Here is a 1,967-nt window from a genome sequence, read left to right as displayed (position 1 = left end):
CCTTCTTTCCTCAACGTGTGTGTATGGCTGAGGTGAGGATGAACGAGCTCGGCAAGGCAGCCATAGGCGTCACCGCAGCAGGAGTCGCCGTGTTCTCTCTCTGCGTCCTCGCGGTCAGCGGTGCCATGCTCCAGGCCAACGCCAACACCTGTCAGAGCGGTCTTCAGCCGATCGGAGACGGAGAAAGCAGAGCCGGTACGGGTGGCCAAGTCACCGTTCCGCTGCATCCGCAGGGCGCACAGAACAGCGCCGAGTGGACCGCCGGCCAGATACGCAACGCCGACACCATCACCACCGTCGCCCGCACCAGAAGCCTGCCACCACGTGCCGCGGTCATCGCCGTGGCGGTCGCCATGCAGGAAAGCACCCTCGACAACCTGCACCACGGCCACGCGGACAGCGTCGGGCTCTTCCAACAGAGGCCGAGCCAAGGCTGGGGAACAGTCAGTGAGGCCACCGACCCGGTGCACGCCTCCGGAAAGTTTTACGACCAGCTTGTCAAGGTCGACAACTGGCAGCAGAAACCCCTCACCAAGGTCGCCGCCACGATCCAGCGTCCCGCCGAGGAGTACCGCAACGAGTACGCCAAGTGGGAGTCCGCAGCAGGCGCGCTCGTAGCCAAGACCTGGGGAACCCAGGCCGTAACCTCGCTCAGCGCGGACTGCAACGACCCGGACGCCTCCGGCGGCAACGACCCCGAGGCCACATTCGACGTCACGAACCCGCGCACCGCGGCCCAGGCCATCGCCGGCGCCCGGAGCGAAGCGGGTAAGACGGGCTGGTACCGCAAATGCGGAAACTTCGTCGCCCAGGCATACGGCTGGGGCTCTTCCGGATCAGCATCGGCCAACGTTCACTGGAACCGGCTCGTCGACGCCGGACTCGCGCACCCGGGCGACGTGTCACCGCCCGCAGGAGCGCTGCTGTTCTACGACACCGGCAGCTCGGCGGGGCACGTCGCCCTCTACCTCGGCAACGACCAGGTGGCTAGCAACGACGTAGGGGACGACTTCCCGCGCCAAGGCAAGATCGCCATCGTCTCGCGGAAAGAGCTCACGGACGGCGCCTGGCGCCTGCGGTACCGCGGATGGGCCGAACCGAGCTTCCCGAGCGCTGGCGGCACCAGCACCATCCCCCTTCCCCCGGACGAGCAGGAGGGCCAGCAGTGAGCGACGAATCGCCAGACGTTGTGCAGGTGCGGATCACGCCCGACGGGATCTGCTTCATTGACGAGGAATACTTCACGCCACCGCCAGCCATCTCGCTCAGCGAAGCGGTCCTGGCACACCTCCAACTGGAGGCTGCCGCGGTGGAGACGCCGATCCGCGCTGTGATCCAGGACGAGCAAGCCCAATACACGACCACGATCCAGGTCAACACCGACGGCACCAGCAACTCCTTGAACCACGGGACGCTGCCCCCTGCTGAACCCCGCTCTCTCCAGGCAGCGGCCTCGCCGACACGTCGGCCGATGCCGCAGTCCCAGGCTCCGGACCCTGTGCCGCCTGCCCGGCCCTACGACCCCCTCCCTGAGCCCTACCGAGGACAGCTCAGTGCCATCTGCGCTACCGCCAACCAGAACCGCTTCGCCGAAGCGGCCCGCGAAGCCGACCGGCTACTCGCCGAGCTCTCCGCCCAGTTCGGACCGAGCCACCTCTACACCCTGGCGGCTGGCCTCGTACGCGGTGATATCGCCTGGCTCCGCCGGGACTTCCGCTACGGCCTGCAAAGCTGGACCTTCATGGCTCGTGCGTGGCACCGTCACCTCGGCCCTCGTCACAACACCACTCTTCGTGCCGTCGGCAACGCACTCGGCTGCTGGTACCGCCTCCGGGCGACCGAAGCCAAGGAGACCGCCTCCCTCGTCGTCACGCTTCTCCAGGACGTTTCGTTCCCCGACAGCGAAAGAGCCGTGCGAACCATCAATGGGCGGGTTCGGGAAGCACCTCTGGCGAACTGGCCAACAC

2 protein-coding genes are annotated in these 1,967 nt (G+C 67.0%); both read left to right on the top strand.

The window, feature by feature from the left end:
* Window positions 1-38 precede the first annotated feature (38 nt).
* A complete protein-coding gene (locus ACWGJ2_RS40315; protein WP_453351397.1) occupies window positions 39-1,169 on the top strand; it encodes a hypothetical protein in 1,131 nt (376 codons plus the stop codon).
* The coding region (locus tag ACWGJ2_RS40310; RefSeq protein ID WP_453351396.1) for a hypothetical protein at window positions 1,166-1,967 on the top strand (802 nt) is incomplete at its 3' end. The genes ACWGJ2_RS40315 and ACWGJ2_RS40310, both read left to right, overlap by 4 nt.

The organism is Streptomyces sp. NPDC054796 (assembly GCF_053611545.1).
The sequence above is the reverse complement of the archived record's forward strand: the minus strand, read 5'-3'. Positions and strand labels throughout refer to the sequence as shown.